General features: G+C 64.4%; 21 protein-coding genes. 15 read left to right on the top strand and 6 right to left on the bottom strand.

Going from position 1 to position 23,991, the window contains the following annotated elements; genetic code table 11:
• Nucleotides 1–56: 56 nt before the first annotated feature.
• From R4P57_RS07325 to R4P57_RS07365, 9 genes are all read left to right on the top strand, one after another.
• Complete coding sequence (locus tag R4P57_RS07325; RefSeq protein ID WP_317802173.1) at nt 57–986, top strand: LysR family transcriptional regulator; 930 nt, start codon at nt 57–59, stop codon at nt 984–986.
• Entirely contained in the window at nt 983–2,086 is a 1,104-nt protein-coding gene (locus R4P57_RS07330; RefSeq protein WP_317802174.1) for a mandelate racemase/muconate lactonizing enzyme family protein, read from the top strand. Before R4P57_RS07325 ends, R4P57_RS07330 begins: the two co-directional genes overlap by 4 nt.
• Before the next feature lie 43 nt (nt 2,087–2,129).
• Nucleotides 2,130–2,996 (top strand): catechol 1,2-dioxygenase, encoded by an 867-nt coding sequence (gene catA / locus R4P57_RS07335; protein WP_317802175.1) that lies wholly within the window; start codon nt 2,130–2,132, stop codon nt 2,994–2,996.
• Nucleotides 2,997–3,001: 5 nt separating this feature from the next.
• The gene (catC, locus tag R4P57_RS07340; RefSeq protein WP_317802176.1) at nt 3,002–3,286 is read left to right on the top strand and encodes a muconolactone Delta-isomerase; all 285 of its coding nucleotides are present in this window, start codon (nt 3,002–3,004) and stop codon (nt 3,284–3,286) included.
• 3 nt (nt 3,287–3,289) lie between these two features.
• Nucleotides 3,290–4,207: a helix-turn-helix domain-containing protein gene (locus R4P57_RS07345; protein WP_317802177.1), complete on the top strand. Its 918-nt coding sequence runs from the start codon at nt 3,290–3,292 to the stop codon at nt 4,205–4,207.
• Nucleotides 4,208–4,367: 160 nt separating this feature from the next.
• Nucleotides 4,368–5,876: a GMC family oxidoreductase gene (locus R4P57_RS07350; RefSeq protein ID WP_317802178.1), complete on the top strand. Its 1,509-nt coding sequence runs from the start codon at nt 4,368–4,370 to the stop codon at nt 5,874–5,876.
• 50 nt (nt 5,877–5,926) lie between these two features.
• Nucleotides 5,927–7,390 carry a benzaldehyde dehydrogenase gene (locus R4P57_RS07355; RefSeq protein ID WP_317802179.1) on the top strand — a complete coding sequence of 488 codons (1,464 nt, stop codon included), beginning with the start codon at nt 5,927–5,929 and terminating at the stop codon, nt 7,388–7,390.
• Between the two features lie 88 nt (nt 7,391–7,478).
• Entirely contained in the window at nt 7,479–8,681 is a 1,203-nt protein-coding gene (locus R4P57_RS07360; protein WP_317802180.1) for an MFS transporter, read from the top strand.
• Nucleotides 8,682–8,787: 106 nt separating this feature from the next.
• The gene (locus R4P57_RS07365) at nt 8,788–10,272 is read left to right on the top strand and encodes an amidase (RefSeq protein WP_317802181.1); all 1,485 of its coding nucleotides are present in this window, start codon (nt 8,788–8,790) and stop codon (nt 10,270–10,272) included.
• Here R4P57_RS07365 and R4P57_RS07370 read toward each other — a convergent pair.
• Nucleotides 10,269–11,321, bottom strand: coding sequence for an NAD(P)H-binding protein (locus R4P57_RS07370; RefSeq protein ID WP_317802182.1), 1,053 nt, complete (start codon nt 11,319–11,321; stop codon nt 10,269–10,271). The two genes, R4P57_RS07365 and R4P57_RS07370, sit on opposite strands and share 4 nt — an antisense overlap.
• An 87-nt stretch (nt 11,322–11,408) precedes the next feature.
• Between R4P57_RS07370 and R4P57_RS07375 the strand changes: the two genes are divergently transcribed.
• Both R4P57_RS07375 and R4P57_RS07380 read left to right on the top strand, forming a co-directional pair.
• Nucleotides 11,409–12,209 (top strand): alpha/beta hydrolase, encoded by an 801-nt coding sequence (locus R4P57_RS07375; RefSeq protein ID WP_317802183.1) that lies wholly within the window; start codon nt 11,409–11,411, stop codon nt 12,207–12,209.
• Nucleotides 12,209–13,354 (top strand): PP2C family protein-serine/threonine phosphatase, encoded by a 1,146-nt coding sequence (locus R4P57_RS07380; protein ID WP_411742324.1) that lies wholly within the window; start codon nt 12,209–12,211, stop codon nt 13,352–13,354. Before R4P57_RS07375 ends, R4P57_RS07380 begins: the two co-directional genes overlap by 1 nt.
• On the opposite strand, the gene R4P57_RS07385 is transcribed toward R4P57_RS07380, so the two are convergent.
• From R4P57_RS07385 to R4P57_RS07405, 5 genes are all read right to left on the bottom strand, one after another.
• The gene (locus R4P57_RS07385) at nt 13,331–13,687 is read right to left on the bottom strand and encodes an STAS domain-containing protein (RefSeq protein ID WP_283273247.1); all 357 of its coding nucleotides are present in this window, start codon (nt 13,685–13,687) and stop codon (nt 13,331–13,333) included. The genes R4P57_RS07380 and R4P57_RS07385 overlap by 24 nt on opposite strands.
• A gap of 66 nt (nt 13,688–13,753) precedes the next feature.
• Nucleotides 13,754–15,085 carry an MCE family protein gene (locus tag R4P57_RS07390; RefSeq protein WP_317802185.1) on the bottom strand — a complete coding sequence of 444 codons (1,332 nt, stop codon included), beginning with the start codon at nt 15,083–15,085 and terminating at the stop codon, nt 13,754–13,756.
• A gap of 130 nt (nt 15,086–15,215) precedes the next feature.
• Nucleotides 15,216–15,671, bottom strand: coding sequence for a hypothetical protein (locus R4P57_RS07395; protein ID WP_317802186.1), 456 nt, complete (start codon nt 15,669–15,671; stop codon nt 15,216–15,218).
• A gap of 48 nt (nt 15,672–15,719) precedes the next feature.
• Complete coding sequence (locus R4P57_RS07400; protein WP_411742317.1) at nt 15,720–16,961, bottom strand: DUF6745 domain-containing protein; 1,242 nt, start codon at nt 16,959–16,961, stop codon at nt 15,720–15,722.
• Nucleotides 16,962–17,037: 76 nt separating this feature from the next.
• Nucleotides 17,038–18,021, bottom strand: coding sequence for a sugar-binding transcriptional regulator (locus tag R4P57_RS07405; RefSeq protein WP_317802187.1), 984 nt, complete (start codon nt 18,019–18,021; stop codon nt 17,038–17,040).
• 121 nt (nt 18,022–18,142) lie between these two features.
• Here R4P57_RS07405 and R4P57_RS07410 point away from each other — a divergent pair, with 121 nt between their 5' ends.
• The 4 genes from R4P57_RS07410 to R4P57_RS07425 all read left to right on the top strand — a co-directional run bounded on the left by R4P57_RS07410 (nt 18,143) and on the right by R4P57_RS07425 (nt 23,901).
• Nucleotides 18,143–18,997 carry an MIP/aquaporin family protein gene (locus R4P57_RS07410; RefSeq protein WP_317802188.1) on the top strand — a complete coding sequence of 285 codons (855 nt, stop codon included), beginning with the start codon at nt 18,143–18,145 and terminating at the stop codon, nt 18,995–18,997.
• Nucleotides 18,994–20,511, top strand: a complete 1,518-nt coding sequence (gene glpK, locus R4P57_RS07415; protein ID WP_317802189.1) for a glycerol kinase GlpK — start codon at nt 18,994–18,996, stop codon at nt 20,509–20,511. Before R4P57_RS07410 ends, glpK begins: the two co-directional genes overlap by 4 nt.
• Nucleotides 20,508–22,214: a glycerol-3-phosphate dehydrogenase/oxidase gene (locus R4P57_RS07420; protein WP_317802190.1), complete on the top strand. Its 1,707-nt coding sequence runs from the start codon at nt 20,508–20,510 to the stop codon at nt 22,212–22,214. Before glpK ends, R4P57_RS07420 begins: the two co-directional genes overlap by 4 nt.
• 172 nt (nt 22,215–22,386) lie before the next feature.
• A complete protein-coding gene (locus R4P57_RS07425; RefSeq protein ID WP_317802191.1) occupies nt 22,387–23,901 on the top strand; it encodes an alkaline phosphatase D family protein in 1,515 nt (504 codons plus the stop codon).
• The last annotated feature ends 90 nt before the right edge of the window (nt 23,902–23,991 follow it).

Consider the following 23,991-nt stretch of genomic DNA (forward strand, 5'->3'; position numbering starts at 1 on the left):
TGGATTCCATCCCTACTGTGGTCAGGGTCACCCATCACGTACAGAGAGGCTCGGTCATGGAACTTCGGCACCTGTACCACTTCGTGGCCGTAGCCGAGACTCGGCACTTCGGACAAGCCGCTACGCGGCTGCACCTGGCTCAGCCGGCGTTGTCGCAATCGGTTCGCCAGTTGGAGGCCGAGCTGGGCGTGACGCTGCTGGCCAGGACGACCCGTCAGGTGAGCCTGACTCCGGCGGGGGAGTTCTTCTATCGAGAGACGCTGCGCAACCTGGACAATCTCGAGCAGAGTGCGCTGGGAGTACGAAGAATCGCCGACGGCCGATACGGATTGGTACGCATCGGCTTCACCGGTACTGCGGCCTTCGATCAACTGCCGCCGATCGCGCGTGCGATCAAGCAGAGACTGCCCGGTATTGCACTGGAGATCCACGGGGACCTACTCACCCCCGCGCAGGTGGACGGTCTGCGCTCGGAACATCTGGACGTTGCGGTGCTGCGGCCACCTGTTGCGGGCGACGATCTGGCGTTACGGAAGATCACGACGGAATCGTTGGTGCTCGCGTTGCCCGTCGATCACCGGTTCTCCACCGAACCGGCGCTCGACGTCGCCGATCTCGCGTACGAGGACTTCGTCATGTATGCAGACACGCATTCGGTCGTCAACGAAGCTGTGGTGACGAGCTGTCGCGCCGCGGGCTTCAGCCCGAGGCGCGAACACGAGGCCCCGGACACCTCGGTGCTGCTCGCGCTCGTCGCGGCCGGGTTGGGCGTTGCGTTGGTCCCCGAATCCGTCCGCGCCCTGCAGTTGAACGGCGTCGTGTTCCGCGACATCGCCGGCGCAAGCACTATCGATCTGGCGTTGGCCTGGTGCCGAGATCGGCCGTCGGCGCTCGTCGATGCGCTCGTCGGTGCCCTCGAGGACGCGGGAGTGCTCCCTCGACCCGAACCATCCGTACCGTCTGCTCAGCTGAAGGGTATGTCGTGAAAATCGTTGCAGTCGAGACTGTTCCGTACTCGATTCCGTACCGAAAGCCGTTGAGGTTCGCCAGTGGTGAGGTCTGCGCGGCCGAGCATGTACTCGTTCGGGTACATACCGACGACGGCGTCGTCGGTATCGCAGACGCTCCGCCCCGGCCCTTCACCTACGGCGAGACGCAGCGCGGCGTGGCTGCGGTGATCGAGACCATCTTCGCCCCCGCGATCATCGGCCTCACCCTCGTCGAGCGCGAGGTGGTGCACGCGAAACTGGCTCGTACCGTGGGCAATCCGGTGGCCAAGTCGGCAGTGGACATGGCGATCTGGGACGCCCTGGGGCAGACCCTCGACCTCCCCGTCACCGAGTTGCTCGGCGGATACACCGACCGGATGCGGGTGAGCCACATGCTCGGGTTCGATACCCCGGCTGCGATGGTCGACGAAGCCACCAGGATGCGGGAGACATACGGAATCGAGGTCTTCAAGGTCAAGGTCGGCCGTCGGCCCGTTGGCCTCGACACAGCAGTCGTACGTGCTCTGCGAGAAGGACTGGGCGACGGCGTCGAACTCTACGTGGACGGCAATCGAGGCTGGACCGCCGCCGAATCTGCGCGTGCCATGAAAGAGATGTCGGATCTGGGGCTCACTCTCGCCGAGGAACTGTGCCCGGCCGACGACGTCCTCGGCCGCCGCTGGCTCGTCCAGCAACTCGACATACCTTTCGTGGCAGACGAATCCGCGACCACCCCGGCCGAGGTCACCCGTGAAATTCTCGGTGGTTCCGCGACCGCAGTCAGCATCAAGACCGCACGCACCGGATTCACCACGTCACACCGCACGCACCACCTGTGCGAGGGCCTCGGCGTCGACGTGGTGATGGGAAACCAGATCGACGGACAACTGGGCACGGCATGCACCGTTGCCTTCGGTGCGGCCTTCGACCTGACGTCGCGTCGAGCAGGCGAGCTGTCCAATTTCCTGGACATGAGCGACGACCTCCTCACCGAGAGCCTCGAGATCCGGGACGGCACACTCAGCGTCCTGCCCGGTTCGGGACTCGGTGTGCGCATCGACCCGGACAAACTCGCCAAATACCGCACCGACCAGTGATTTTCAGCCCCCCGCAGCGCAACTTTCCTACAAGGAGTTCACGATGAGCATCGACCACGCAGCATCGACAGATCTGTCCGCCGAGGTGGCGACCGCCGCCGCGTCGGGCGCGAACGCCACCCAGCGCTTCACCTCCGACAAGCAGGCGGCTGCCGAGACCCCACCCGAGCGTGTCAGTCTTCTTGCTCGCCAGGTACTTTCGGCCGTCCACGACACGATCCGTGAACACAAGGTGACGTACGACGAGTACAACGCACTCAAGGCGTGGCTCATCAACGTGGGCCAGACCGGTGAGTGGCCGCTGTTCCTCGACGTCTGGGTCGAGCATGTCGTCGAAGAAGTGGCCGGCGAATCCCGCGAGGGCAGCAAGGGCACCATCGAAGGCCCGTACTACGTTCCCGGCGCACCGGAGTTGGGTTCGGCCGCAATCGTGCCGACACGCGACGGCGAGAAGGGCACGCCGTTGCTGTTCCAGGGTCAGGTGAAGGCCGTGGACGGCACGCCGCTGGCACATTCGGTCATCGAGATCTGGCACGCCGACGACGCCGGTTTCTACTCGCAGTTCGCCCCCGGCATCCCGGAATGGAATCTGCGCGGCACGGTGACGACCGACGATCAGGGCCAGTTCTGGATTCACACGATGAAGCCCGCGCCGTACCAGATCCCGACCGACGGGGCATGCGGCAATCTCATCTCGGCCGCCGGCTGGCATCCGTGGCGTCCGGCTCACCTGCACCTCAAGGTTGCAGCCGCCGGCTACCAGCAGATCACCACTCAGCTCTACTTCCCGGGTGACGCCCACAACGACGACGATGTCGCCAACGCCGTCAAGCCGGAACTGATGCTCGACCCGAAGGACGTCGATGGTGGTCAAGAAGTGACCTACGACTTCGTACTCGACAAGGACTGAGGCACATGCTGTTTGCCGTGAAGATGGATGTCGCGTTGCCGCAGGATCTCGACGCGGACGTACGGGCCGACACTCTCGCTCGAGAGAAGGCGTACTCGCAGGAGCTGCAGCGCGACGGTGAGTGGGTGAGCATCTGGCGGCTCGTCGGCCAGTACTCGAACCTGAGCATCTTCGATGTGCGAGACAACGAGCGACTGCACGAGATTCTGTGGAATCTGCCGCTGTTCCCGTACATGAGTATCGACGTGACTCCGCTCGCCGGGCACCCTTCGGACATCTCCGCGGGGTGAATCGTGGCGTGGCAGGGTGAGCAGTGGCGGGACGAGCTCGGCGACGTGTTCGCCGGGCTCGTACCCGAGCACATCGACGATCGTCCGTTGACCGGGTCTATCGAGGGCGTCACGCTCGGTGAGCTGGGTGCGTTCGAGGTCAACGGCTCACCCCAGACGGTCCGGCGTACCCGTGCGGCGGTCAAGAGGCTACCCACCGACGCCGTGAAAGTCTGTGTGCAACTGCAGGGTCGAGCGGTGGTGCGTCAGGGCGAGCACGAATTGGTCATTCGACCGGGGCAGCTGGGAATCTACGACACTCGGCGTGCCTACGATCTGCGGCTGGAAGGTCAGTGGCGCTGTGCGGTGATGGTGTTCCCGCCCAACGCTCTTCGCCTGCCACAGCGGTGGATCGACGGCGCGATGCAGCATGCGCACGACATCGGCTCCGGTCCCGGTGCCGTGCTCGAGTCCTTCGTCCGGGCTGCGCTGACGCAGACTGCCGACGACCCGGTCCATCCCGGCTCGGCTCTGCGCTTCGCCGATGCCGGACTCAGCCTCATCAGCAGTGCCCTCACTGCGGACGCACAGATCGTTCTCGACGAACCGGGGGAGCAGGCGAGGAAGCTGGCGGTCCTCACCTACATAGATCGACACCTCCTGGACCCCGGGCTGTGTCATCAGTCCGTTGCCACTGCTTTCGGTATGTCCGTGCGCAGTCTGGACAGGCTGTTCGGCGACGAGACATTCACTGTGACAGCAACTATTCGCGAGATGAGACTCGACGGTGCCAGGCGGGACCTGCTTGCGGATCGAACGTTGAGGTCCACTGTCGGTGCCGTTGCCGGGCGCTGGTGCTTCTCCGATGCGGCGCATTTCAGCCGGCTGTACAAGAGCAGGTTCGGACGCAGCCCGTCTACAGAACGTGCGGCGCTTCGCTGACCCTCTGGCCGCGAACGAAGTTGTTCGGCAACGGATCCGCCGATATTCGACGCGAATCGGCAAGAACCAGGACGGAAATCGTCAACTGCGACGCCTTCCCGCTCCGCACACTGGTGATCTACCGGTGTGGTGCCGGTCACTTGCGAGAGGATCGAACGAGATGGACCAAGTATTCGACTACGTGATTGTCGGTGGCGGATCCGCCGGCTGTGTACTCGCGTCACGGCTCAGTGAAAACCCCGATGCGACAGTGCTGCTGCTCGAGAGCGGTGGCCGCGACGATCATCCGGACCTCGCCGTCCCGCCGGCCTGGCCATCGCTCTGGGGCAGCAACGTGGACTACTCGTACGAGACGGTTCCGCAGCACGCAGCAGGCGGCGGTGCCCACAACTGGCCGAGGGGCCACACTCTGGGCGGCAGCAGTTCCATCAACGCGATGGTTCACCTCCGCGGTCATCGCAACGATTTCGACACCTGGGCGCAGGTCGCAGGAGAATCGTGGTCGTACGACGCGGTGCTGCCGTACTTCATGAAGTCCGAGACCGTGATCGGCGGAGACGCCAAGGTTCGCGGCGACAAGGGCCCGTTGCGCCCGGCTCCGTCGTCCTCGCCGAATCCGGTGTCACAGACATTTCTCGATGCGGCGGCCGAGGCCGGCCATCCGATCACCGACGATTTCAACGGCACCGAGCAGGAAGGCGCGGGGTGGCACGATCTGGCGATCTCGGACGGTGCCCGGCTCAGCGTGGCATCGGCGTATCTGGCGCCGGTCGAAGCGCATCGCCCCAACCTGACCGTGTCGACCGGATCGAGGGCGCAGTCCCTCGTCGTCGAGGACGGCCGCTGCGTGGCGGTGAGGTACCGCCGTGACGGCGAGCCGATGACCGCGTCGGGTCGGCACGAGATCGTTCTGAGCGCCGGAGCGGTGGACTCACCACGATTGCTGCTGCTGTCCGGAATCGGACCGGCCGAGGAGCTCCGGGAGCTGGGCATTGCCGTCGTCCGCGATCTTCCCGGTGTGGGACGGAACTTGCACGACCATCCTTTGTGCAGCGTCGTTTACGAAGCAGCGCAACCGGTTCCACCTGCGTCCACGAACCACGCCGAGGTGTCCATGCTGTGGCGCAGCGACGACGAGCTCGACGGTCCGGACATGCAACTGATGTTCATTCATGTGCCATTCCATCAACCGTCGCTTCGTGCGCCGGAGAACAGCATCACGTTCGGTGTCACCACAGTGCCCGACAGTCGCGGCAGCGTTCGACTCGCATCGGCGGATCCGGACGATCTGCCTCTGATCGACCCGGCCTATCTGACTGCGACGTCGGACGTGGATCGACTGGTCGACGCCATTGCGGTGGCCCGCACCATTGCGGCGACCGACGCTTTCGCGGAGTGGGGTCTGACAGAGGTACTCCCGGGTGTGGATGTCGATTCGGATGCAGCACTGCGGGATTACGTCGCTCGTGGCACCGGGACCTACTACCACCCCGTGGGTACCTGCGCCATGGGAACCGGGCCCGATTCCGTGGTCGGAGCCGATCTTCGGGTGCACGGGATCGACGGTCTGCGGGTGGTCGACGCGTCTGTGATCCCGCGGATCGTGTGTGTCAACACCAACGCCGCGACAGTGATGGTAGCGGAGAAGGCCGCCGATCTGATCGGTTGAGCAACAACAGATTTCCAGACCACGACGAGGAACGAAGAAAGAGGATCAGCGTGAGCAACACTCTGTTGGGTGCCGAATGGCACGGCCAGATCTACAGCGGCGGTTGGCGTACGGGTGGCGGTGGGACCACGACCACTGTGGAGCCGGCGACCGGTGCGAGTTTGGGCGAGATCGGTCTGGCGAATGCTGCCGACGTCGACGACGCAGTCGGTAGAGCGCGCGCCGCGCAACCGGCGTGGGCGGCTACGCCGGGTCACGAGCGCGCTGCAGTGATCCGGGAGATCGCGAAGTTGCTCGAGGCCAACCGCGGTGAGTTCGAGGAATGGCTCATCCGTGAGGGCGGGTCGGTGCCGGGTAAGGCTGCCTTCGAGGTCGGCCTGGTGTTGTCCGAGCTGTGGGAAGCGGCAGCGCTGCCTACCCAGCCGTACGGCCATCTGCTGCCCACCAGCGAGGCCGGGCGCTCCAGCGTCGGCCGTCGCGTGCCTATCGGCGTCGTCGGCGTCATCAGTCCGTGGAACTTTCCCCAGATCCTGTCGATGCGTGCCGTCGCACCCGCTCTGGCCCTCGGCAACGCCGTCGTACTGAAGCCGGACGTACAGACCGCGGTGTCCGGCGGTCTGTTGTTCGCCCGCCTCTTCGAGCGAGCCGGAGTGCCCGAGGGTCTCTTCCACGTGTTGCCGGGCGACTCCGAGCCCGGTGCCGCAGTTGCCGAGCATCCCGCCATCGGCATGGTGTCTTTCACGGGATCGACCGCTGTCGGTCGGAAAGTCGGTGAGGCAGCAGGACGCACGCTCAAGCGCGTCTCTCTCGAACTCGGTGGCAACAACGCGTTGATCGTGCTCGACGACGCCGACCTGGACGCGGCGAGTTCCGCGGGTGCGTGGGGCTCGTTCCTGCACCAGGGGCAGGTCTGCATGACGGCCGGCCGACACATCGTGCTCGAGTCCGTGGCGGACGAGTACCTCGATCGTCTTGCCGCTCGGGCGAAGAACCTTCCTGTGGGCGACCCTTTCACCGAACAGGTGGCGCTCGGGCCGCTGATCAACGAGACTCAGCTGAAGAATGTGGACCGCATCGTCTCCGAGACCGTTGCGGCCGGAGCGGAGGTCCGCGCCGGCGGAAAGCATCGCGAATTGTTCTACGAGCCTACGGTTCTCGCGGGTGTCACATCGTCGATGGCGGCATTCCGGGAGGAGATCTTCGGGCCGGTGGCCCCCGTCGTCGTCGTGCGCGACGAGGACGAGGCTGTTGCCGTTGCCAACGACACCGAGTACGGTCTCGTTGCCGCGATCCAGACAGGATCGGCCGATCGGGGCAGGCACCTGGCCGACCGCCTGACCACTGGAATCGTCCACGTCAACGATCAGACCCTCAACAACGACGCATACGCGCCCTTCGGGGGAACCGGGGCCTCGGGCAACGGCGCTCGATTCGGAACTCAGAGCAGTTGGGACGAGTTCACGCAGTGGCAGTGGCTCACCGTCCGCGACCACGCGCATCCGTTCCCGTTCTGACCCCCTGAGCTGAGTTCGGCGGCCACCGCGGCATCGACCCTGTCGTTCGTTACCCTGGAAGAACAGCGAGAGAACAGGGTAATTCACAGTGTCTGATATCGACGCCGCCTCGGCGCGCACGGCCGTGGCGGTGCGGGCGACCTATGCAGCGTTCATCGGGGCCGGGTTCGCCTTCGCCAGTTGGGCTTCTCGGATCCCGCAGGTGCGTGATCGCCTCGAACTCACCTCGTCTCAACTCGGAATCGTGTTGCTCGCCATCGCAGTCGGATCCCTGCTCGCGCTGCCGATGTCCGGAATTATCATCAACCGCTTCGGGTCTCGGCTCACGGTTACCGTGATGTCCCTCGTTCTCGCGGCCGGTCTGACGATCATCGCCACCGGCTATCTCGTGGGTGTAGTGCCGTTGCTCATCGGATTGTTCGTGCTCGGATTCGCCAACGGTGCTTGGGATGTCGCCATGAACGTGCACGGTGCGGTGGCGGAACGTCGGCTCGGGCGCTCGATCATGCCGCGGTTCCATGCGGGTTTCAGCGCCGGCACTGTGGTGGGAGCCTTGATCGGCACTGCGATGGTGGCGCTGAACATCTCGGTCACGGTGCATCTGCTGACGGTCGCAGCCGTGATCGCCTGCACCATTCCGTGGGGAGTGCGCCGCTTCCTGAACGAGTCCGATGCCGAACCCGATCAGCGTGCGGCCGACGCCTCGCGACCGCACGCCCTTGCGCGATGGAAGGAACCGCGCACCCTGCTGATCGGCGTCGTTGCCTTGTCGTTCGCGTTTGCCGAGGGCAGCGGAAACGATTGGCTCAACATCGCATTGATCGACGGATACGACGCGTCGGCCGTGGCCGGGACCCTCGCGTTCACCACGTTTCTGGTCGCCATGACCGCTGTGCGATGGTTCGGTAACGGACTACTCGATCGCTACGGTCGAGTCGTTGTACTCCGAGGATTGGCAGGCGTCTCGGTGGTCGGAGTGCTGCTGTTCGTGCTCAGTCCGATTGTGCCGCTGGCTTTTCTGGGCGCATTCCTGTGGGGATCGGGCGTGTCGCTCGGCTTCCCTGTTGCCATGAGCGCGGCGGCCGACGAGCCCGCCGCCGCAGCCGCGCGAGTGAGTGTGGTGGCCTCCATCGGGTACTTCGCCTTCCTGGGCGGCCCACCCCTGATCGGTTTCCTCGGCGGTCATGGAGACGTGCTCCACGCGCTGCTCGTCGTAGCGGCCCTTCTTGCGGCTTCGCTGCTCGTGATGGGAGCGCTGCGACCACTCCCGGGGTCGAACTCCCGACACTGATCCTGTGACGCGGGCGAACATGCCGTGTCATCAGCGGACTCCGCACGCCCGGGAAATCGACTCCGTAACGCTTCGGCAGCGATGCGCGCCGCACTAAGATGTCGCCATGCGAAGCGACGAGTATCGGAAGTTCGACGGGCTGGGGCTGGCGGAACTGGTCGTCACCGGCGAGGTCACGCCTCGTGAGCTTCTCGATTGCGCACTGGCGCAGGTCAAGTCGATCGATTCGCGGCTCAATTCTGTGGTGCGGGTGATGTCGGAGCAGGCCGACGACCGGTTGACGCGACCGCTGCATGGCCCGTTCGCCGGCGTGCCGTTCCTGATCAAGGATCTTTCGCAGGACTATGCAGGACTGCCCACGTCGAGTGGATCGCGTTCGTTGACGGACCTGCCGATGCCGGAACATTCCACCGTGGTGCAGCGCTGGCTCGATGCAGGCCTGGTGATCTTCGGAAAGACCAACACTCCGGAATTCGGGGCGAAGGGAATCACCGAACCGGCGGTGCACGGCGCGACTCGAAATCCCTGGGATCGCACCAGAACTCCCGGTGGATCGTCGGGTGGATCGGCCGCCGCGGTCGCGTCCGGCATCGTCCCGGTGGCGGGAGCCAACGACGGCGGCGGTTCCATTCGGATTCCGGCGTCGTGCTGTGGGCTCGTCGGGCTCAAGCCGGGACGCGGACTGGTGCCGTCGGGTCCCACGTTCGGTGAAGCGATGCACGGGGCAGCGGTGCAGGGCGTCGTGTCGAGATCGGTGCGCGATACCGCCGCGATGCTCGACGTGCTCGCGGGCGGCGAGGCGACGTCCGGCTACCTGCCCGCGCGTCCGGACGGAACGTTCCTGTCTCGAACGGACATGGACCCGAAGCCGTTGCGCATCGGCATGTATGCGGTGACATCGGTCAATCCGTCGCCCCACCCGCAGGCCGTCGCCGCGATGGAGTCGGCGGCGAAGACACTCACTGAGCTCGGACATACGGTGGAACTTCTCGACGCCCCGCCGTACGACGACGCGAACCTCAATCGCGAATTCCTGCTGGCCTGGTTCACCTACCTGGCGTGGGAAATGGACGAGGTGAAACGCAGAACCGGTTGCGGCGACGACAAATTCGAGCGGGATACCCGAATCATGGCGGCGCTGGGCAGATCCGTCAGCGGTGTCGACTACCTCGAAGCGGTGGAAGGTCGCCATGTGCACGTGCGCGCGCTGGCCACCTTCTTCGAGACCTACGACCTGCTGCTCACGCCCACTCTCGCGGAGCTGCCTCCGAAGATCGGTGCCTTCGATCTCGCGAAGCCGTTGGAACTGGCATCGGAGTTGTTGTTGCGCAGCAGAACTGCCGGGGTCCTGCGCTACACCGGCATCGTGGATCAGATGATCGACGACAACATCTCGTGGATTCCCTACACCCAGCTGGCCAACGTCACCGGGCGTCCGGCGCTGTCGCTTCCCGTGCACTGGACCCCCGAGGGTCTTCCGATGGGCGCGCACTTCACCGCGCCGCTCGGCGGCGAAGCACTGCTCGTCCAACTGGCCGGACAAATCGAACGAGCAGCACCCTGGGCGCACCACTACGCCGATATCGGTTAGCGGGTCACTCCGAGCAGCGCCTTACCGACGATGCCCGACGGTCGTTGCCGCACATGGCCGTCGACGATGTCGACGACCCCGCCTGCCCACTCGGGATCGGTGTCTGCAGCAGCCTGGGGATCGGCGTGGGCGTCGGTGCCTTCCTCGGCGGTGACGGTGATCGAACGCTCCAGGGCCTCTCGGACGCTCATCAGCGATGCGCCGGGCTCGGTGAACACATCCGTTGCGGCATTTCCTCGGCGCACCACCATGTCGTGGGTGAGGCTTTCCACCAGCGAGATCACCGTGCCGGGAGGCATGGCGGTAATGGTGGCGACGGCGCGCCCCACCAGACCGGTCGGCAACAGCGGAACCGGAATCTGTGCGCGACGCAGACCGGCAACGCTGCCGTACGCCTTCAGCAGCTCCGGGTAGCTCATCGTTTCGGTTCCGCCGATGTCGAACGTTCCCGGGCGTGCGGTGCCGCCGAGGGCACGGGCGATGATGGCGACCACGTCGACGACGGCGATGGGCTGCACCTGCCTGCGCATCCACGTGGGGATGGGCGTGAGCGGCAGACGCTCGGTCATCCGGCGCACCAACTCGAACGAGGTCGATCCCGAACCGAGGATGATCGCCGCCCGCAGCACAGTGGCGTCGACGGAGCTGTCGAGGAATGTCTCCTCGACCTGCAGGCGAGAGCGCAGATGATCGGACAACGGGGTGCCGTCGTCGGGGATGAGGCCGGAGAGGTAGACGATCCGGCGCAGGCCGTTGCGCTCCGCGGCGGCGGCCATGGACTGCGCGGCGTGGCGATCCTTCTCGACGAAGTCGCCCTCGTCCATCGAGTGCACCAGATAGACGACTGCGTCGACATCCTCGGTCGCGGTGTCGAAGGTCTCGTGATCGTCGAGGTCGAAGTGCACCGCGGTGACATGAGCACCCCATGCGAAGCGCGACTTCTTCGCGGGGTCACGCATCGCTGCGTGGACCTCGTGGCCCTGCTCGAGGAGCACGGGGATCAGCCGAGACCCGATGTATCCGGTTGCGCCGGTGACCAGTACTCGCATGATGAATCTCGTTTCTGTAGGTACATGCGATACCCGGTCGGAGCAGTCTCACTCCCCGCTGTCGGCGACTGATGACAGACTGTGCGGGTGAACGCACGAACCAGGAACAACGTCAGGGTCGTCGGGGCTGCCGACGGGCCCGTGGTGATGCTGGCTCACGGTTTCGGTTGCGACCAGACGCTGTGGCGTTCGGTGACCGATATCCTGGCTCCGGATTTCTCGGTCGTGCTCTTCGATCACGTCGGGTCCGGAGCGTCGGATCCCTCTGCCTGGGATGCCGACAAGTACGCGCCGCTGGACGCCTACGCCCGCGACATCGTCGACATTGCCGAGGAACTCGATCTTCGTGACGTGACGTTCGTCGGTCACTCGGTGGCGTCGATGATGGGTGTTCTCGCGGTCCAGGCGGCTCCCGAGCGATTCAGCAAGCTCTTTCTCCTGACGCCGTCCCCCCGGTACATCGACGACGGCGACTACTGCGGTGGGTTCAGCCGTGAGGACATCGACGAGTTGCTCGAGTCGTTGGACAGCAACTATCTCGGCTGGTCCGCATCGATGGCACCGATCGTGGTGAATGCGCCGGATCGACCGGATCTCGAGAACATGTGGACCGCGAGCTTCTGCCGAACCGATCCTGAGTGCGCACGGGTGTTCGCCCGCACCACGTTTCTGTCCGACAATCGCGCGGATCTGGCCGGGGTAGCCCTGCCCACGATGATCGTCGACTGTGCGCGGGATTCGCTGGCACCGCCTCAGGTCGGTAGATACGTCCACGAACACATCGCCGGCAGCACTCTGAAGACCCTCGACGCCAGCGGGCACTGCCCGCACGTCACCGAACCCGAGCAGACCGCCGAGGCGATTGCGACCTTCGTGAGATCGTCGTGATCAACGACCTCGACATAGAGGATCTCTACGAGAACGCGCCGTGCGGTTACCTGTCGGTCTTTCCCGACATGCGGATCGCGAGACTCAACGCGACGCTGGCGGGTTGGCTCGGTTTCGACGTCGACGCGTTGATCGGCATGGATTTCACCGAGCTGCTCACCGCTGGTGGACGCATTCACTACGAGACGCACTTCGGCCCCATTCTGCGTATGTACGGCCAGCTCGACGGGATTGCGTTGGATTTCGTGACGTCGGATCGTCGTCGGCTACCGGTGTTCATGACCGCGAACGTCAAGACCGACGAGTCCGGCACGCCGGTGCTGATCCGTATCACTGCGCTCGATGCCCGGGATCGACGCACCTACGAGCGGGAACTGCTCGAATCCCGCACGCGGGCAGAACTACTCGCGAAAACACTGCAGCGGTCGCTGTTGCCGCCGAGTCTGCTACCGCCGTCGGGAATGACCGCAGCTGCTCACTACCACGCGGCGTCGAGCGACGAGGTGGGCGGCGATTTCTACGATCTGTTTCCGCTCTCGGACGACCGGTGGGGATTCTTCCTCGGTGACGTGTGCGGCAAGGGTGCATCGGCCGCAGCCGTCACATCGCTGACGCGGTACACGTTGCGCGCAGCGGCGGTATACGACCACGATCCGGTGGCAGTGCTGCAGAACCTGGATTCGGTTCTGCGTCAAGAATTTCGCGAGAGCAACGCGCAGTTCTGTACGGCGGTGTTCGGTGTTCTCAGCCGTTCGGCCGAGGGATTCGAAGTGTGCATGGCCAGTGGCGGCCATCCGCCGCCGTTGGTGATTCGGGCCGATGGCAGCGCGCACTACGTACTCATGACCGGCGGTCAGCTGGTGGGAATACTCCGCAACGCGCGCTTCGTGCCTGCCACCGTGACATTGAGCGCAGGCGACACCCTGATGCTCTACACCGACGGCCTCACCGAGGCCCGGGTGGACACGGGTCGTTACGACGACGACGGCGCACTGCTGGATTTCGCGACCGAGCATGCTCCCGCAGCGCCGGCCGTCCTGATCGACCATTTGCGGAAACTGCTCGACAGCTTCGGCGACGGTCTGGTCGACGACGCGGCGGTCATGGCATTGGGAGTCTCGTCAGTCGAGAGCAGCGCGCGCTGACGCCAGGTCGGCATGCAGTGCGAATTCCTGGTCCAGGCCCATCAGTTTGATCGGACGGCTGGTGGTCGGTCCGTCGGCGACGACCGAGAATGCCACGGTGTCTCCGTGATCTTGCTGCGTCGTTGCCAGCACGGTCATCGCGGCCGAGGCCAGGAACGAGACGGCGGACAGATCGATGATCAAGGCCGAGGGCGTGGACTCGATCTGCCCTTGGATGGCGGTGGCGAGAGCCGGTGCGGTGGTGATGTCGAGTTCGCCGGACACCGCAACGACGGCTACTCGGCCATCGTTGCTGGACTGAATCGAGAACCCGGCGTTCGTATCGGCAGACATATGTACTCCTGAATCGTTACCCGCCGCGCTCGTCGACGGGGTTGCGGACCATTCAATCAGTAGGTCCTATTGGAACGTGACCTGCGTTCCTCTGAGTGCGGGAGCGCCGACCGTCGTCGTCCAGGACGGCACTGCGTCGGGCTCGATCCCCGTGGCCCCGCCGTAGACGACGGCCAAGGTCTGCTGTTCGGCGACCGAGTTCGCGTACGAGGCGGGCACGGGGGAGAGCTGCGGAACCGGAAGTGACGGAATGTCCTGTTCTCCGGGGTTTCTCGACGGCACCTGGTACGAGCCGTCGTTGGGGGAGCCGCCCGGGTACTGCGGAAAGTATTCGCCCGCCGAGCGGTCGAGGGGGGAGTAGCAGGTCGGTCCGCGGTCCTGCTCGAACAATCGCGGCTCGTCCTGGTTCGGTAGGTACCGACCCTTCGGGTTGACGAACGGCATCGAGACGTTGATGCCGGGGTACTCGTCGCCGTCGCCGAGCAGGATCTTGCCGCGTCTGGCACCCTCGGCGAATTGGGCGACGGTGCAGCCGACGGCCGGCGAGAACTCGGCGAGCACCTCGAGTGCTTCGCGGGAATTCGCGGCCAGCCCGATGAGATCGGCAGAGTTGGCATCGAGGAAGTCGGCAGTCGTACCCGAAGCCGACGTCAACGACGAGTACAGGGATTCGAGGGCAGGCCGCTTCTCGACGACGGTATTGCCGGTGGTCCGCAGGTTGTCCAGTGCGTTGATCAACTCGGGAGCCGCATCGGAGTAGGTCTGCGAGAAGTCGGCGAGCCCGCGCAGGTCCTCCTGGATTGCGGGCAACTCGGTGTTGAGCCCGGCAAAGATGTTCTCGAGTCTGTCGATCGAGAGTCCGAGTTCCTCACCGCGACCGCTCAGACCCTGCGCCAGTGCGCCGAGGGTGTTCGACAGGTCCTCCGGCGGTACGGCCTGGAGCAGCGGCAACAGGCCGTCGAGCACCTGTCCGACCTCGATGGCGTTGCCGCTGCGATCTTGCTTCAACACCGAGCCCTCGGTGATCGGCGACCCGGGCCTGCCGTTCGGCAACACCAACGCGACGTACCGCTCGCCGAACAGTGTCTTCGGCAGCAGTCGCGCGGTGGCGTTCGACGGAATCATCTCGGCCATGTCCGGTTCGATGGCCAACTCCGAGGTGACGACGCCACCGGCCGTCGTCGCCGATCGCACTTCGCCGACGATCAGGCCGCGTACCTTGACGTCTGCATTGCGGGGAAGTGCGTTGCCGACGCTGTCGGTCTCGAGGGAGACTGTCACCACGTCCTTGAACGTCTTGTTGTACGAGGTGACGCTCCACCCGACGAACACGACGATGAGTACGACGAGACCGATCCCGAGGAGTCGGTTCTGCACCGGCGAGGGGGAGCCGGTCATGGAAAAGTCACAACGACAACAGCAGTCATGTCGCGAACCTTAGTGGTACACAACGTCACACTTACTACTGAAGATTGCTTTGTGAGATGGACCTAGCACTTCGGCAACAATGTGACGGGAACCACTATTTTCAGTCGGCGATCAGCTGAGGCGCATGGAACCAACCGCCCTGCCCGCCTTCGCGCTGCCGACCGATGACGTATGTCCCCGGCGCGATTCCGGTGGCTCCGTGTTCGGGATGAATGAGGTACGCCGTCTGCGAGTTGGTCAGGATGCCGAGGGCGAGACCTCGGACGTCGTGCACGGGACTGGCCCACGAGCAGATGCCGCCGTCGGCCACCAGGCTGTGCGGGTTGCCGCCTGCTGCGCTGCGCAGTAGTTCGATTCCCGTCAGTGGCACGTTCTCGCGCCGGGTCTGTTCGGTGGGGACGACTATGCCGTCCAGCAGTACGTACGGTACGACGATCAGATCGCCTTGGGCTTGCAGGCCGTCGATGACGGGCACGGAGATCTCCTTGTCGAGATAGTCGAATACGTCGAGGCCGGTGAGGTCGGTCAGTGCGGACAGGGTGATGTTCGAGTTCATGTGGGTCACCTTGGGTGTGTTGTCGGGGTGTGTTGTCGAGGTGTGGTGTCAGGTTCTGCGGAGTAGTCGGCCGTAGTCGGCTCCGGCCAGACCGTAGGTCCAGCCCGCGGCGTCCACCGCGGACGAGAACGCGCCGGGGACACGAAGCCCGTAGCGTCGGCGCTCGCCGTCCCGTTCGCGAGAGCCGTTGACGGCAAGCAGTATTCGACCCTCGTCTCCCCAGCCTGCGGGTGTTGCGAACAGCTGGAGGGTGCAGCCGGGATTGCCCGGATCGTCGTCGGTGTCGACCAGTCTCAAACCGGCTCGGTCCAAATAGGTATCCCAGCCGATTCGTTCGATGGCGCTTCGTCGGATCTCGACGTTGCGTTCGACGGTGATGCGTTCGACCGTCGGATCGTGGATCACCCAGTGGGGAACCACGGTCCCGTTCAGGACGTGGACACCGCTGCCGTCGCCGAACTCGACCGCTGGAGAGGACGAATTGTGCAGTCGCACTTCACCGTGCACCGGATCGGGTATCGGTTCGGTGTGCAGAGCCGTCGGCCGTTCGGACATCACTGCGAGGTCGTCGAACGCCCACCACCATCCCGTCGACTCGATGAGGGCCGATTGAACATCGAGAAGTTCGGTGTCCTCGGGCCCGAACTCGAGCAGGTCGAAGTGTCGAAAGACGTCGTAATAGGCGACGCGATGAGCCTCCTGTTGGCCGTACCAGGTGATACTGCCGAAGGGGCGCGGCGTGAGGGATCGGACAGCCGTGGCTACGCCGTCGAAAAGGCTGGTGTGCAACGACTTCCGGACGGTTCGGCGGATGATCGGATCCGGACTGATGCCGGCGCGGGCCGCGTCTGTCGGTGAGCGGCGTGCGACGGCGACACGCGCTTCCAGATCGCGCTGTGCATTGCGGTCGGAATAATAGTACTGCTGCGGCCATTCGATCTTTCGTCGATCGATTCGTCGGTCCATCCGGTGCCGGGAATCGGACAGAATGGTAGCGATTCGGGCTGGCACGCCTGCATTCTTCGCCAATTGTCGGGCGGTGATCAATGCTGCTGCGGCCGGAGGAGAGGGCACCCAGACGAACTTCGGCTCCTGGTATCCCGATCGCCGATATAGTTGTGCCACTGCGAATTCCGCGGTAGTTCTATCGGAGGGGCCGGCCTTCAGGCCGTAGCCGAGCCATCGATCGCGCTGCGCGCAGACCGCACGAATGCTCTCGGCGTATTCATCGGGGTTGTCACTGAATGTGCCGCGACGGGGAAATGTCGACGGCATCGGCACGGCGCTCACGTGAGGGAGGCGGTGTCCGCCTTTCCGGTTGTCATGAAGAAAAGAGTGACACGAGAATCGGATGAGCGCAAGAGGGTCAGCCACGCGAGCGAAGGATCAACTGGGCCGCGCTGATGTCGTCGATGACGAGGTCGGTGATCAATCCGCCGCGCAGCGCGGCGGTGAGGGCATCGAGTTTGGATGCTCCCGCGACGATGCAGACTCGGCGCGGTACCGCCTTGAGACGATCCAGACCAGGTCCACTCGATCTGTCGTTCAACGCAATTCGGTCGTGGCTGCCGTCGGAGCGCAGGAACACGGTGGCGATGTCTCCGACGACGCCGTCGCGTTGGAGTTCGGCTCGATCCTCGCGCTCGAGGTAGCCGGCGCTGTAGACGTGACTCGGAACGGCACCGCTCATGACGCCGATGCTGAACACGGCAAGGTTCATCCGATCCTGCAGTTCGAGTACTCGCTTGATGCTGCGTTCGCGCCACAGGTGTCGGCGGGTTTCGGGGTAGTCGAAGAATGCGGGCACCGGAAATCCCTGCGCAACAGCACCGTAGGCGTCGGCGAAGGTTCGGACGATGTCGGTGGCGTAGGAGACTCCGGTGGTGCGGGTGTTCGCTGCGCCGTTGAGCTGCACCACGGTCGAGTTGTGGGTTCGCTTGGGTGCGAGCTTGCGGCTGACGGCGCTGACGGTGGTTCCCCAGGCGACGCCCATCACCATGTCGGACTCGAAGAACGATGTCAGCAATCTTCCCGCGAAGGTGGCGACGCGATCGAGGCGCTGCAGTTCGTCGACGGTTTCCGACACGGGGACGACATGTGCACGAATGTCGTACAGATCGGCGAATGCACGCTCGATTCGTGGTGCCTGGCCGAGGGGGGTGGAGATCTTGATTTCCACCAGTCCCGATGCCCGCGCGAACGTGATGAGTCGTGAGACTGTCGAACGAGATACGCCCAGCTCACGGCCGATCGCCGCCATCGTCATGTCCTGGAAGTAGTAGAGGCGCGCTGCCTGGGTGGCATGGCCGGTCCGCAGATCCGATTCGGGCGCAATGCGTTGGTCGGTCACCGTCGCAGTGTACGACCGTTTTGCACATATGTGCATCAGCTGTGCAACGCAGTGCAGGCCGTCTACCGTGGCAAACAGCACGCAATGTGGCGTGCATCACCAACTTTGCGGAGGCTACACAATGGCTCGTAAGGAACCGGAATGGGGACTGCCGGCGCACATGGCTGCCGAGTTCGCCGGAACCATGATTCTCATTCTGTTCGGCGTCGGCGTCGTCGCCCAGGTGGTCTCAGGCGGTGAATCGGGAAGTCTCGGAGACCACGACTCGATCGCCTGGGCATGGGGGCTGGGCGTGATGTTCGGCATCTACGTCGCGGGCCGCATCACCGGAGCGCATCTCAATCCCGCGGTGACGATCACGTTCGCACTCTTCCGCGGATTCAGCTGGAAGATGGTCGCGCCCTACATCCTCGCGCAGACCGCAGGGGCCTTCGTGGCCGCGCTGCTGGTGCGCTGGAACTACAACGACATGATCAACGCAGTGGACCCCGGGCACACCACCGCCACCCAGACGATCTTCTCGACGCTTCCCGGTAACGGAACCCTGCCGGTCAGCGTGTCCTCGGCCCTGATCGACCAGATCATCGGCACCGCGATCCTGCTGTTCCTCATTGTGGCAGTGACTGATTCGATGGGGACCGCGCCGATGGCCAACATGGCTCCGCTGATCGTCGGCCTCATCGTCGTCGCCATCGGCTTCGCCTGGGCCACCAACGCCGGATACGCGATCAATCCGGCCCGAGATTTCGGACCTCGCCTGGCGTCGTACATCACCGGATACGGTGGAGCCTGGCGAGACCAATACGGCGGCCTCTACTTCTGGGTCCCGATCGTCGGACCTCTCGTAGGCGGACCGATAGGAGTGCTCCTGTACGACCTGCTCATCGGTAAGAACCTACGCAAACAAGAAGGTTCGACGCCCGAGACGCCATCTCGACTCCCAGCAGACACCCAGACCACAGGAGAGAAGTCATGACCGAGACCGCAGGTAAGTACATCGCCGCGATCGATCAGGGAACCACGTCGACGCGGTGCATGATCTTCGACCACGCGGGCACCGTCGTCGCGGTCGACCAGAAGGAACACACGCAGATATTCCCCCAGGCCGGATGGGTCGAGCACGACGCGTCGGAGATCTGGGACAACGTGCGGGCCGTCGCGGCCGGTGCCATGGCGGCAGCAGATCTGACGCGCGAGGACATCGCCGCAGTCGGTATCACCAACCAGCGTGAGACGGCGCTGGTGTGGGATCGCGAGACGGGCAAGCCGATCTACAACGCCATCGTCTGGCAGGACACTCGAACCGACCGCATTGCCACCGCTCTGGGCGGGGGAGACGCCAACAAGTACACCGCCAAGACCGGTCTGCCGTTGGCGACCTACTTCTCCGGCCCGAAGATCAAGTGGATCCTCGACAACGTCGACGGCGCGCGGGCCAAAGCCGAAGCGGGAGAGTTGTGTTTCGGCAACATGGACACGTGGGTTCTGTGGAACATGACCGGCGGTACCGACGGCGGGTTGCACTACACCGATCCGACCAACGCCTCGCGCACCCTGCTGATGGATCTCGACAGCCTGCAGTGGGACGAGAGTATCTGTGCAGACATGGACATCCCGATGTCGATGATGCCCGAGATCCGCTCGAGCTCCGAGGTGTACGGCACCGGCCGTGAGCGCGGACCGTTCAGTGGAGTGCCGATTGCCGGCATCCTCGGCGATCAGCAGGCAGCGACCTTCGGGCAGGCTTGCTTGTCTCCCGGTGAGGCCAAGAACACTTACGGCACAGGTAATTTCGTGCTGCTCAACACCGGCACCGAAAAAGTCATGAGCAAGAACGGCCTGCTGACCACGGTCTGCTACAAGATCGGTGACCAGCCGACGGTGTACGCGCTGGAAGGTTCCATCGCTGTGACGGGCTCGCTGGTGCAGTGGCTGCGCGACAACCTGGGCATGATCTCCTCGGCCGCAGACATCGAGACCGACGCACGGTCGGTCGACGACAACGGTGGCGCGTACTTCGTACCGGCATTCTCCGGACTCTTCGCCCCGCACTGGCGATCCGATGCCCGCGGTGCCATCGTGGGTCTGACGCGCTTCGTCAACAAGGGGCATCTCGCTCGCGCCGTTCTCGAAGCCACTGCGTACCAGACGCGTGAGGTCATCGAGGCTATGAACGCCGACTCCGGCGTCGATCTCGAGGTGCTCAAGGTCGACGGCGGCATGGTGGTCAACGAGCTGTTGATGCAGTTCCAGTCCGACATCTTGAACGTCGACGTCGTTCGGCCCGTCGTCGCCGAAACCACCGCTCTCGGAGCGGCATACGCGGCCGGCCTTGCCGTCGGGTACTGGGAGAGCGAGGACGACATCCGTCAGAACTGGGCCGAGGACAAGACATGGACACCGTCCATGGACGAAGACCAGCGGGCGAAGCTCTACGCCGGTTGGAAGAAGGCAGTAACACGTACTCTCGATTGGGTTGATGAAGAATGAGTTCCACCACAACGGCTTTGAGTCCACAGGCACGCGCAGATGCGCTGTCGCGGATGGAAGCCGAAGAGCTCGACATCCTGGTGATCGGCGGTGGCGTCGTCGGGGCCGGCACCGCACTCGACGCCGTCACGCGCGGACTGAAGGTCGGTCTGCTCGAAGCGCGTGACTACGCGGCCGGCACGTCCAGCCGCTCGAGCAAGCTGTTCCACGGCGGTCTTCGCTACCTCGAGCAGTTCAACTTCGCGTTGGTGTTCGAGGCGCTCAAGGAGCGTTCGCTGGTACTGAACAAGCTGTGCCCGCACCTCGCTCGCCCGGTGCCGTTCATCTATCCGCTCGAGAAGGTGATCGACCGCCCGTACGTCGGACTCGGCATCGGCGTGTACGACGTCATGGGTGCCGGACGCGGCGTCCCGAGTCATCACAAGCACCTCGGCAAGAAGAAGACACTCGAGTCCTTCCCGTCCGGCAAGCGTTCGGCGATCCGCGGTGCGGTGAAGTTCTACGAGGGTCAGGTGGACGACGCGCGGCACACGATGATGCTCGCGCGTACCGCGGCTGCCTACGGTGCGTTGTGCGCCAACAGCACTCGCGTCACGGGCTTCCTGCGGGAGGACGACAAGGTCGTCGGCGTCGTGGCGAGCGACCTCGAGACGGGCCGGTCCTTCGAGGTTCGGGCCAAGCAGGTCATCAACGCGGCCGGTGTCTGGACCGACGAGGTGCAGCAGATGGTCGGTGGCCGTGGGCAGTTCCAGGTTCGCGCGTCCAAGGGCGTGCACCTGGTGGTGCCGCGCAATCGCATCAACAGCGCCACCGGCATCATCACGCGCACCGAGAAGAGTCTGCTGTTCGTCATCCCCTGGGGTAGTCACTGGATCATCGGTACAACCGATACCGACTGGAAGCTCGACCTGGCTCATCCGGCCGCGAGCCAGAGCGACATCGACTACATCCTGGGCCACGTGAACAAGCTGTTGGCCGATCCGTTGGACCGCACCGACGTCGTCGGTGTGTACGCGGGACTGCGACCGTTGCTGTTCGGAGAATCGGACTCCACCAGCACGCTCTCCCGTGAGCATGCGGTGTCCAGCCCGGTCCGCGGACTGACCGTCATCGCCGGTGGCAAGTACACCACCTACCGTGTGATGGCCAAGGACGCAGTCGATGCTGCAGTGCACGGACTCGAACGCACCGTACCGAAGTGCGTCACCGAGGACATTCCGCTCGTCGGTGCCGACGGCTATCTCGGCGCGTTCAACTCCCGTGCTCTGACGGCCGAGCGCACCGGCATGCGCGTCTCACGCATCGAGCATCTGCTCGGTCGGTACGGCACTCTGATGGGTGAGCTGTTGGACTTGATCGAGAACGATCCCGAGCTCGGTAAGCCACTCGAGGGTGCATCGGACTACCTCAAGGCAGAGGTGGTCTACGCCGCCAGTCACGAAGGCGCACAACATCTCGACGACATTCTGACCCGTCGTACGCGCATCTCCATCGAGGTCCCCGACCGCGGTGAGGCAGCGGCCGAGGAAGTGGCGCATCTCGTCGCACCGATCCTCGGATGGGATGCGCAACACGTGACCGAGGAAATCGAGCACTACCGGCTACGCGTTCTCGCAGAACGAGATTCGCAGGAGCAGCCCGACGACGACACCGCCGATGCGGCTCGCCTCGGAGCGCCGGACGTTCGCCTCGGGGTGAGCTGAGCTTTTCGGTCACAAAGGTTCGGTGAGGTAGCGGCGCAGGGTCGGGCTCGGTGGGTGTCTTTCCGATTCTGCGGCCGCGTTCCTCATCGCACTGCGCGACGAGCTGCCGCTGAACTCGTCTGTCTTCCTGAGCGCTACGAGCCGTTCATTTCGATGCTGGACGGTGAACGGCATGCAGCTCAACCGTCGATCCCTCCTGAGATATGCCGCTCTCGGTGCCGCTGCCACGCCTGTGCTGGCGTGCAGCCCGGCGTTGGTTCGCACCCGGCCGATACTGACACACGGAGTCGCCAGCGGTGATGTGCGTGCCGACGGAGCGCTGGTGTGGGCACGTTCCGATACTCCGGCGACGATGATCGTCGACACGTCCGCGACGGACTCGTTCTCCTCGGTGTCGACGATGCGCGGGCCATTGCTGACCCCGCAGTCCGACGGCACTGGAGTGCTGCGCCTCACCGGATTGCCTGCGGGACAGAAGGTTCACTATCGCGTCACGCTCGAGGGCGAAGACGGTGCGACGTCGGAACCCGTCACCGGAATGTTCTCCACAGCTCCCGACGGCCCATCCGACATCCGCTTGTTGTGGGGTGGCGACACCGCAGGCCAGGGCTATGGCATCAACCCTGACATCGGCGGTATGACCATCTTCTCGACGATGGCCGACAGGCAGCCGGATCTGTTCCTGCACAGTGGCGATGTCATCTATGCGGACGGTCCGCTCGAGGAGCGCGTGACACTTCCCGACGGCCGTATCTGGCGAAACACCATGAGCGAGGCCAAGTCCAAGGTCGCCGAGACGCTCGACGAGTATCGCGGCCAATACGCCTACAATCTCACCGACGACAACTACCGCCGCTTCAATTCGTCTGTCGCCCAAATGGTCCAGTGGGACGATCACGAAACCGTCAACAACTGGTACCCCGGTGAGATCCTCGACCTCGAGCAATACATGGTGAAAGATGTGGACCTGCTGTCTCAGAGAGCTTTGCAGGCGTTTCACGAGTGGTTGCCCATCGCGCCCACGGAAGCCGTCGACGGCCGGGTGTACCGCAAGATCGCGTACGGGCCGTTGCTCGACGTCTTCGTCCTCGACATGCGCACGTACAAGGACTCGAACGGTGCGAACACCGCTGCGTCAGGGGAGATCCTCGGCTCGGTGCAGCGTCAGTGGTTGATCGACGAGCTGTCCCGCTCCACCGCAACGTGGAAGATCATCGCAAACGACCTGCCCCTCGGACTCGTCGTGCCTGATGGGAAGGACGCGCAGGAAGGCGTCGGCAACGGCGACCCCGGTGCGCCGCTGGGGCGTGAGACCGACATCGCGCAGGTGCTCACCGCGATCGACCGGAACGACGTCACCGGCACCGTCTGGCTCACCGCCGACGTGCATTACACAGCAGCGCATCACTATTCGCCGGAACGCGCCGCCTACCAGGAATTCCGCGAGTTCTGGGAATTCGTCAGCGGGCCGCTCAACGCCGGCGCGTTCGGCCCCAACGACTTGGACGGCACCTTCGGCCCGGAGGCAGTGTTCGTGCACGCGCCACCGGAGCCGAACGCGTCGCCGCTCGACGCGTTTCAGCATTTCGGTGAGGTGCTCATCGACGGGGACTCGCGCAATCTCACCGTCAACCTGTGCGACGGGACTGGGGCTGTGCTGTTCACGAAGGTACTGCCTGCCTCCTGATCGGTCGGGTCCGTCAGTGCGTCGGGGTCAGGTCGACGACGCGCGGCACGATGATGATCGCTCGTACCGCGGCAGCCCACGGTGCGCTGT

Origin of the sequence: Rhodococcus sp. IEGM 1330 (genome assembly GCF_033142445.1) — a bacterium.
In the GTDB taxonomy this organism is placed as follows: domain Bacteria; phylum Actinomycetota; class Actinomycetes; order Mycobacteriales; family Mycobacteriaceae; genus Rhodococcoides.

What these genes read in the sequence shown, in the direction of transcription:
- R4P57_RS07325 (WP_317802173.1), top strand. Translation starts at nt 57, where the DNA reads ATGGAACTTCGGCACCTGTACCACTTCGTGGCCGTAGCCGAGACTCGG.
- catA (WP_317802175.1), top strand. Translation starts at nt 2,130, where the DNA reads ATGAGCATCGACCACGCAGCATCGACAGATCTGTCCGCCGAGGTGGCG.
- catC (WP_317802176.1), top strand. Translation starts at nt 3,002, where the DNA reads ATGCTGTTTGCCGTGAAGATGGATGTCGCGTTGCCGCAGGATCTCGAC.
- R4P57_RS07350 (WP_317802178.1), top strand. Translation starts at nt 4,368, where the DNA reads ATGGACCAAGTATTCGACTACGTGATTGTCGGTGGCGGATCCGCCGGC.
- R4P57_RS07365 (WP_317802181.1), top strand. Translation starts at nt 8,788, where the DNA reads ATGCGAAGCGACGAGTATCGGAAGTTCGACGGGCTGGGGCTGGCGGAA.
- R4P57_RS07370 (WP_317802182.1), bottom strand. Translation starts at nt 11,321, where the DNA reads ATGCGAGTACTGGTCACCGGCGCAACCGGATACATCGGGTCTCGGCTG.
- R4P57_RS07385 (WP_283273247.1), bottom strand. Translation starts at nt 13,687, where the DNA reads ATGTCTGCCGATACGAACGCCGGGTTCTCGATTCAGTCCAGCAACGAT.
- R4P57_RS07390 (WP_317802185.1), bottom strand. Translation starts at nt 15,085, where the DNA reads ATGACCGGCTCCCCCTCGCCGGTGCAGAACCGACTCCTCGGGATCGGT.
- R4P57_RS07395 (WP_317802186.1), bottom strand. Translation starts at nt 15,671, where the DNA reads ATGAACTCGAACATCACCCTGTCCGCACTGACCGACCTCACCGGCCTC.
- R4P57_RS07410 (WP_317802188.1), top strand. Translation starts at nt 18,143, where the DNA reads ATGGCTCGTAAGGAACCGGAATGGGGACTGCCGGCGCACATGGCTGCC.
- glpK (WP_317802189.1), top strand. Translation starts at nt 18,994, where the DNA reads ATGACCGAGACCGCAGGTAAGTACATCGCCGCGATCGATCAGGGAACC.
- R4P57_RS07420 (WP_317802190.1), top strand. Translation starts at nt 20,508, where the DNA reads ATGAGTTCCACCACAACGGCTTTGAGTCCACAGGCACGCGCAGATGCG.
- R4P57_RS07425 (WP_317802191.1), top strand. Translation starts at nt 22,387, where the DNA reads ATGCAGCTCAACCGTCGATCCCTCCTGAGATATGCCGCTCTCGGTGCC.